Consider the following 7799-nt stretch of genomic DNA (forward strand, 5'->3'; position numbering starts at 1 on the left):
ACCGACGAAGGCCCTCCGCTTCTTTGTGGTGAGCCGCGCCGGACCGGGTGGAGCCGCCCCCTAGGGTTGGGGACCATGCCGAAGATTACGAAGGTGCTCGTCGCCAACCGGGGCGAGATCGCCGTCCGAGTCATCCGCGCCGCCCGCGACAGCGGGATCGCCTCCGTGGCCGTCTACGCCGACCAGGACCGCGACGCCGTGCACAGCCGCCTCGCCGACGAGGCCTACGCCCTCGGCGGGACGACCAGCGCCGAGACCTACCTCGTCATCGACAAGCTGCTCTCGGTGGCGCGCCGCTCCGGTGCCGACGCCGTGCACCCCGGCTACGGGTTCCTCGCCGAGAACGCCGACTTCGCCCGCGCCGTCATCGACGCCGGCCTGATCTGGATCGGCCCCGGCCCCGAGGCCATCGAGCGCCTCGGCGACAAGGTCTCGGCCCGCCACGTCGCCGAGAAGGTCGGCGCCCCGCTCGCCCCGGGAACCCTGAACCCCGTCTCCGGCGCCGCCGAGGTGCTCGAGTTCGTGGACCAGTACGGCCTCCCCGTCGCGATCAAGGCGGCCTTCGGCGGCGGCGGTCGCGGCCTCAAGGTCGCCCGGGAGCGCGACGAGGTCGAGGAGCTGTTCGCCTCCGCCACGCGCGAGGCCGTCGCCGCCTTCGGCCGCGGCGAGTGCTTCGTCGAGAAGTACCTCGATCAGCCGCGCCACGTCGAGACCCAGTGCCTGGCCGACGCGCACGGCACCGTCGTCGTCGTCTCCACCCGCGACTGCTCCCTCCAGCGCCGCCACCAGAAGCTCGTCGAGGAGGCGCCCGCGCCGTTCCTGACCGAGGCGCAGAACACCGAGCTCTACCGCGCCTCGAAGGCGATCCTGCAGGAGGTCGGCTACCTCGGCGCCGGGACCTGCGAGTTCCTGATCGGCAAGGACGGCACGGTGTCCTTCCTCGAGGTGAACACCCGCCTCCAGGTCGAGCACCCCGTGTCGGAGGAGATCACCGGCATCGACCTCGTCCGCGAGCAGTTCCGCCTCGCCGAGGGCGGCGTGCTCGACTACGACGACCCGGCGCCCCGCGGCCACTCCTTCGAGTTCCGCATCAACGGCGAGGACGCGGGCCGCGGCTTCCTCCCCGCTCCGGGCCCGGTGCACGTCTTCAAGGCCCCCGGCGGACCGGGCGTCCGCGTCGACTCCGGCGTCGTCGCCGGCGACGTGATCTCCGGCTCCTTCGACTCGCTCCTCGCGAAGCTGATCGTCACCGGCGACAGCCGCGAGCAGGCGCTGGAGCGCTCGCGGCGCGCCCTCGCCGAGTTCGAGGTCACCGGCCTGCCGACCGTCCTCCCCTTCCACCGCGCGATCGTCGAGGACCCGGCCTTCGCCCCCGAGGGCGGAGCGCCCTTCACGATCTACACCCGCTGGATCGAGACCGAGTTCGAGAACACGATCCCGGCCTGGAGCGGCGAGCCCGGAGCGACCGACGAGCCGGCGGACCGCCGGAACGTGGTCGTCGAGGTCGACGGGCGCCGCGTCGAGGTCACGCTCCCCGCCGACCTGGCCGGCTCGGGACCCGCCCGCGGGGCCGCTGCGGCCTCCCCGAAGCGCCGCGGCTCCTCCTCCGTCAGCACCGTCACGGGCGACTCCGTCGCCTCGCCCATGCAGGCGACCATCGTCAAGGTCGCCGTCGCCGAGGGCGACACGGTCGTCACCGGCGACCTGGTCGTCGTCCTCGAGGCGATGAAGATGGAGCAGCCGCTCACCGCCCACAAGGACGGCGTCGTGAAGGGCCTCGACGCGGCGGCCGGCGCGACCGTCCCCGCCGGTCACGTCCTCCTCCAGATCGTCTGAGCGCGCGGCGGCACCGAGGGAACCGCGGGCCGTCGAGGGAACCCGCTGGCCGCGGTTCCCTCGACGGTCCGGGGTTCCCTCGGTCGGGGGGCGGGCGTCAGGTGACGATGTGCATGGCGCGCGCGGCGTCCGAGATCGAGCCGGTGAGGCTCGGGTAGACGGTGAAGGCCCGCGCGACCTGGTCGACGGTCAGGCGGTGCTCCACAGCGAGGGCGAGCGGGAAGATCAGCTCGCTCGCCTTCGGAGCGACGATGACGCCTCCGATGACGGTGCCGGAGCCCGTGCGCGCGAACAGCTTCACGAAGCCGTCGCGGATGCCCATCATCTTCGCCCGCGGGTTCGCGGCGAGCGGGAGCTTGTAGATCTCGCCCTGCGCGATCCCCTCCTCGATCTCGCGCTGGCTCCAGCCGACGGTCGCGATCTCGGGCTGGGTGAAGATGTTGGCCGCGACATTGCGCACCTCGGTCGGGTTCACGGCGTCCCCCATGGCGTGGAACACGCCGGTGCGGCCCTGCATGGCGGCGACGGAGGCGAGCGGGAGGAACGTGGTGCAGTCCCCGGCCGCGTAGATCGAGGGGACGCTGGTGCGGGCGACGCGGTTGACGCGGATGTGCCCCGACTCCGTCAGCTGCACTCCCGCGTCCTCGAGGCCGATGCCCGCCGTGTTCGGCACGGAGCCGACGGCCATGAGGCAGTGCGAGCCCTCGACGACGCGTCCGTCCGAGAGCACGGCCTGCACGCCCTTCTCGGTCCGCTCGACGCGGTCGGCGCGCGACTTCGAGAGCACGACCATGCCGTTGCGCTTGAAGACGTTCTCGATCACGGCGGCCGCGTCGGCGTCCTCGCCGGGCAGCACCTGGTCGCGGGAGGAGATGAGGGTCACGCGGGCGCCGAGCGCGCGGTAGGCGGAGGCGAACTCCGCGCCGGTCACGCCGGAGCCGACCACGATCAGGTGCTCGGGGACGGACTTGAGGTTGTAGAGCTGGGTCCAGCTGAGGATGCGCTCGCCGTCGGGCGCAGCGGTCGGCAGCACGCGCGGGCTGGCGCCCACCGAGACCACGATCGTGTCCGCCTCGATGCGGTCGAAGTCCATGCCCTCGCCGCCGGCGGCCGTCGAGACGATCAGGGCGTTCGACCCGTCCAGGCGCCCGTCCCCCTGGACGATCCGCACGCCGTGGTGCACCAGGTTCGCGCGCATGTCCTCGGACTGCTGGCGCGCGAGGCCGAGCAGGCGCTTGTTCACCGTCGCCAGGTTGACCGCCACGTCCGGGCGTACCGGCTTGTTCTGCTCCGAGCGGGTGAAGAACTGCACGCCCAGGTCGGCGGCCTCGCCGATGGCGTTGGTGGCCTCCGCCGTCGCGATGAGCGACTTCGACGGGACGACGTCGGTGATGACGGCCGAGCCGCCCACTCCGACCCGCTCGACCAGGGTGACCTCGGCGCCGAGCTGCGCTCCCGCGATGGCGGCTTCGTAGCCGCCCGGCCCCCCTCCGAGTACAGCGATCCTCTGCGCGCGCTCGAACTCGTAAGCCATGCTTCCCATTGTCCTCTCTCACTGAGTGTTCGCCCAATCGCGGGGTGTCGGATCGGCTGCGGGAGCCGTCCTCCGCGGCCGCGCAGCCCGTCGGTAGGGTGGGAGGATGTCCGACCAGACCCTGCACCCGCTCGACGCCCCCGACGCCGATCCCTTCGAGATCGCGGCCCGCGCGGCCGCTCAGATCGCGGAGGCGACCGGGGTCGAGAAGCACGACATCGCCCTCACTCTCGGCAGCGGCTGGGGCAGGGCCGCCGACGCGATCGGCGAGACGACCGCGACCGTGGAGGCCACCGAGATCCTCGGCTTCTCCAAGCCGGCCGTGCACGGGCACGGCGGCACCCTGCGCTCCGTGCTGCTCCCCACCGGCAAGCGCGCGCTGATCATCGGAGCCCGCACCCACTACTACGAGGGCTACGGCGTGCGCCGCGTCGCGCACAGCGTCCGGACCGCCGCCGCGACGGGCGCGACGGTGATGATCCTCACCAACGGAGCGGGCGGCATCAAGGAGCACTGGACCCCCGGCACCCCCGTGCTGATCAGCGACCACATCAACCTCACGGCCGACTCGCCGCTGGAGGGCGCGACCTTCGTCGACCTCACCGACCTCTACTCCTCGCGCCTGCGCGACCTCGCGCGGCAGACCCGTCCTGAGCTGGACGAGGGAGTGTACGTGCAGTTCCGCGGCCCGCACTACGAGAGCCCGGCCGAGGTGCAGATGGCGAGGATCATCGGCGGCCACATCGTCGGCATGTCGACCGCGCTCGAGGCCATCGCCGCGCGCGAGGCGGGCATGGAGGTGCTGGGCATGTCGCTCATCACCAACCTCGCCGCCGGCATCCAGAAGACCCCCCTCAGCCATGAGGAGGTGCTCGAGGCCGGCCGCGACGCCGAGGACGACCTCGCCCGCCTGCTCGCCGGCATCACGGGGACTCTGTGAGCGCCGACGTCCGGGAGCTCGCCGAGGACTGGCTCGCCCAGGACCCCGACCCGGAGACGCGCGAGGAGCTGGTCGGCCTGCTGACCGCCTCCGACTCGGGCGACGCCTCCGCCCGCGCCGAGCTCGAGGACCGCTTCGGCGCCCGCCTGGCCTTCGGCACCGCGGGTCTGCGCGGCGCCATCGCGGCGGGATCCAATCGGATGAACCGCGTGCTGGTCTCGCAGGCCGCCGTCGGCCTCGCCGACTTCCTGCTGGAGCAGGGCGTCCAGCGGCCCGTGGTCGTGATCGGCTACGACGGCCGGAAGAACTCGCGCGTCTTCGCCGAGGACTCCGCCGCGCTGATGGCGGGCGCCGGCGTGGACGCCGTGCTGCTCCCCCGACTCCTGCCCACCCCCGTGCTGGCCTTCGCCGTGCGCCACCTCGGCGCCGACGCCGGCGTGATGGTCACGGCGAGCCACAACCCGCCGCAGGACAACGGCTACAAGGTCTACCTCGGCGGCGCCGACGAGGGCTCGCAGATCGTGCCGCCGGTCGACTCCGAGATCGCCGAGCGGATCCTCGCGGTCGCGCGGGACCGGCGCGTCCCGGAGCTGCCGCGCGGCGAGTACCGGCTCGCGGACGAGTCCGTGGTGGCCGCCTACATCGAGGCGACGGCCGCCGTCGGCCGCCAGTCCGCTCCGCTGCGCGTCGTCTACACGGCGATGCACGGGGTCGGCTGGGAGACGGCGCACCGGGTGCTCTCCGCGGCAGGGTTCGACGAGCCGGCCGTGGTGGTCGAGCAGATCGAGCCCGACTCGGCGTTCCCCACGGTCGCGTTCCCGAACCCGGAGGAGGCGGGCGCCCTCGACCTCGCATTCGCGACCGCGCGCTCCGGTCGCGCGCAGCTGATCGTGGCGAACGACCCGGACGCCGACCGCTTCGCCGCCGCCGTGCCCGACGCCTCCGCCCCGGAGGGCTTCCGGCGCCTCACCGGCAACGAGGTCGGCGCGCTGCTCGGCTGGCGCGCCGCTGAGCAGGCCCGCCGCGAGGGCCGCGTCGGAGGAGCGCTCGCCTGCTCGATCGTGTCCTCCCCCGCCCTCGGCGCCGTGGCCGCCGAGTACGGCCTCGACTTCGCCGAGACCCTCACGGGCTTCAAGTGGATCTCGCGGGTCCCCGACCTCGTCTTCGGCTACGAGGAGGCGCTCGGCTACCTGGTGAACCCCGGGACGGTCCGCGACAAGGACGGCGTCTCCGCCGCGGTCGCCTTCCTCTCCCTCGCGAGCGCGCTCGCCGCCGAGGAGCGCACGATCGACGACGAGCTGGAGTCGTTCGCGGAACGGTTCGGGCTCTTCGGATCGGAGCAGATCTCGCTCCGCGTCACCGACCTCTCCGAGATCGGCCGGATCATGGCCGGACTCCGCGCGACGCCTCCCACCGCGATCGGCGGGCTCGCCGTCGAGCGGAGCGAGGACCTGCTCGCCGAGGGCGGCGCGCTGCCCCCGACCGACGCGCTCCGCTTCTCCCTCGACGGAGCCCGCCTCATCGCCCGCCCGAGCGGCACGGAGCCGAAGGTCAAGCTCTACCTCGACGCCTGGTCGCACGACGCCGTCGCCGACGCCCGCCGGTCGGCCGTCTCGTCCCGCCTCGCCGCCCTGCGCACCGGCGCCGCGGAGCTCCTCGCGTAGGTCCCCCTCCGGTCAGCGGGGCGCGCGGACACCGATCCGCTCGCCCCGCTTCCAGAGCCACTCCACCGGGCCGAGCTCGAACCGGCGCAGCCACTGGTGCGCCGCGAGCACGACGGCCGCCGCGATGAGCAGGAACGCTCCCACGGTCACCGGGACGCGCCACTGCGCGGCCGTCACCGCCAGCCCGAGTCCCCAGCCGTAGAAGAGAGAGCCGCCGAGCAGGTTCTGCAGGAGGTAGGCGCTCAGGGCGACCCGGCCGACCTCCCGTGCCCGACGTGCCGCCCAGCCCTCGGCGCCCCGGCGGAGGCAGACCTCGGCGAGAGCCGCGAGCAGGCCGAGACCGACCAGGGGCGCGACGAGGTAGCGCTCGGCGAGCAGACCGGCGGCGCTCCCCCAGACGCCCAGCGCGAGGTCGACGGGGACGGCGAGGGCGCCGAGGACCAGCAGACGGCGGCGGAGCGGCGCGCCCTCGGTGGCGAGGACCCCCGCCCGGTGGAGGCGCGCGCCGAGGAGGAACATCGCGAGGCTGAGGAGCCCGATGAGCACCGGCTCCGCACGGAAGACGCCCGCGTTCTGCAGCCGGAAGAGGGCGAGGCCGAGGAACGACGCGTCCGCGTAGGGGCTCCGGCCGGTCGGCCCCTGTCCGGCACCGTCCGCGCTCGCCGCCACGAGCGCCACGAGCGCCGAGATCAGGACGACGTGCAGAGCGCCGCAGACGAGGATCACGCGGCGCTGCGTCGTCGGCCGGGTGAGCAGCAGCCAGGCGACGACCGCTCCGGTGACGGCGTACCCCATGAGGACGTCGAACTCCGCGATCAGCACGTAGTTGACCACGCCGTCCAGGAGGAGGAGCGTCGCGCGCCAGAGGTAGCGGCCCGGCCAGCGCGTCCTTCGCCGGACCGCGGAGGCGTGCTGGATCGCGAGGCCCATCCCGAAGGCGAGGGAGAGGAGGGCGAGGAACTTGCCCTGCGCCAGCGCCATCAGCAGGAGCTGCGCGGTCCCGGCGGAGTCGGAGGTCTCCGGCGTCACCGGGGCGGAGAGCAGTCCGAGCATCCCCCAGGGGTGGGAGAAGATCCAGATGTTCGTGCCGAGGGTCCCGATGATCGCGACACCGCGGACGACGTCCAGGGTCGCGGTGCGGCGGCCGGCTCCGGCAGGGGTTGGCAATACGGTCGTATTGGTCATGTCCGAGAGCGTAGCCTGCTCGAGCAGTCGAACGAGAGGGACACCATGCCGGATCGGCGCGAGAGCAGGAGCGACATCCTCTCGGCGGTCGTCGCCGTCCTCTCGACACGGGGGGCGGAGCACCTCAGCATCCGCACCGTCGCGGCCGAGGCCGGGGTCTCGGTGGGGGCCGTCCAGCACCACTTCCCGACGAAGCAGGCACTGCTGTCCGGGGCGATGGCCCGGGTCGAGGAGCGCTTCCGCGAGCGGATGCGGAGCCGCCTGGACGCCGAGCCGTCGGCCGAGGTGCGGCTGCGCGTCTTCTGCGACGAGATCGCCTGCGTCGCGGACGAGGACGTCCCCGACGCGATCGTCTGGACCGCCTTCGCGTCCCGCGCCGGTACCGATCCCGAGATCCGCACGATCCACACCGCCGGCTGGTCGCGCACGGAGGACGTCGTCCTGGAGCTGCTGCGCGCCGCGCATCCCGCGGCGTCGTTCGGCGCCGATGACGCCGCGCTGCTCCTCGCGGTCCTCGACGGCATCGCGGTCTCCCGCGCCTCCGAGCAGACCGAGGAGTACCTCCTGCCGGGCGAGGGCGTCCTCATCGACGAGCTCCCCAAGGTGTCGCTGCACGACCACCTCGACGGAGGACTGCGGC

The 7799-nt window shown here is 73.3% G+C and carries 6 protein-coding genes; 4 read left to right on the forward strand and 2 right to left on the reverse strand.

The genetic code is table 11. From position 1 onward, the window contains the following. Nucleotides 1–75: 75 nt before the first annotated feature. Complete coding sequence (locus C5C24_RS03915; RefSeq protein ID WP_104275338.1) at nt 76–1836, forward strand: biotin carboxylase N-terminal domain-containing protein; 1761 nt, start codon at nt 76–78, stop codon at nt 1834–1836. Nucleotides 1837–1933: 97 nt separating this feature from the next. Here the strand turns inward: C5C24_RS03915 and C5C24_RS03920 are convergent, their stop codons facing one another. Then, the gene (locus tag C5C24_RS03920) at nt 1934–3370 is read right to left on the reverse strand and encodes an NAD(P)H-quinone dehydrogenase (protein WP_104223171.1); all 1437 of its coding nucleotides are present in this window, start codon (nt 3368–3370) and stop codon (nt 1934–1936) included. A 106-nt stretch (nt 3371–3476) separates the two neighbouring features. Here C5C24_RS03920 and C5C24_RS03925 point away from each other — a divergent pair, with 106 nt between their 5' ends. Both C5C24_RS03925 and C5C24_RS03930 read left to right on the forward strand, forming a co-directional pair. Continuing rightward, the gene (locus C5C24_RS03925; RefSeq protein ID WP_104275339.1) at nt 3477–4310 is read left to right on the forward strand and encodes a purine-nucleoside phosphorylase; all 834 of its coding nucleotides are present in this window, start codon (nt 3477–3479) and stop codon (nt 4308–4310) included. Then, a complete protein-coding gene (locus tag C5C24_RS03930) occupies nt 4307–5974 on the forward strand; it encodes a phospho-sugar mutase (RefSeq protein WP_104275340.1) in 1668 nt (555 codons plus the stop codon). The genes C5C24_RS03925 and C5C24_RS03930 overlap by 4 nt, the downstream gene beginning before the upstream one ends. A 12-nt stretch (nt 5975–5986) precedes the next feature. On the opposite strand, the gene C5C24_RS03935 is transcribed toward C5C24_RS03930, so the two are convergent. Then, a complete protein-coding gene (locus C5C24_RS03935) occupies nt 5987–7159 on the reverse strand; it encodes a DUF418 domain-containing protein (protein ID WP_104304351.1) in 1173 nt (390 codons plus the stop codon). Nucleotides 7160–7204: 45 nt separating this feature from the next. Between C5C24_RS03935 and C5C24_RS03940 the strand changes: the two genes are divergently transcribed. Next, on the forward strand, nt 7205–7799 hold a 595-nt coding region (locus tag C5C24_RS03940; protein ID WP_104304352.1), incomplete at its 3' end, for a TetR/AcrR family transcriptional regulator.

The sequence above is a fragment of the Rathayibacter sp. AY2B3 genome, assembly GCF_002931755.1.
Lineage (GTDB): Bacteria > Actinomycetota > Actinomycetes > Actinomycetales > Microbacteriaceae > Rathayibacter.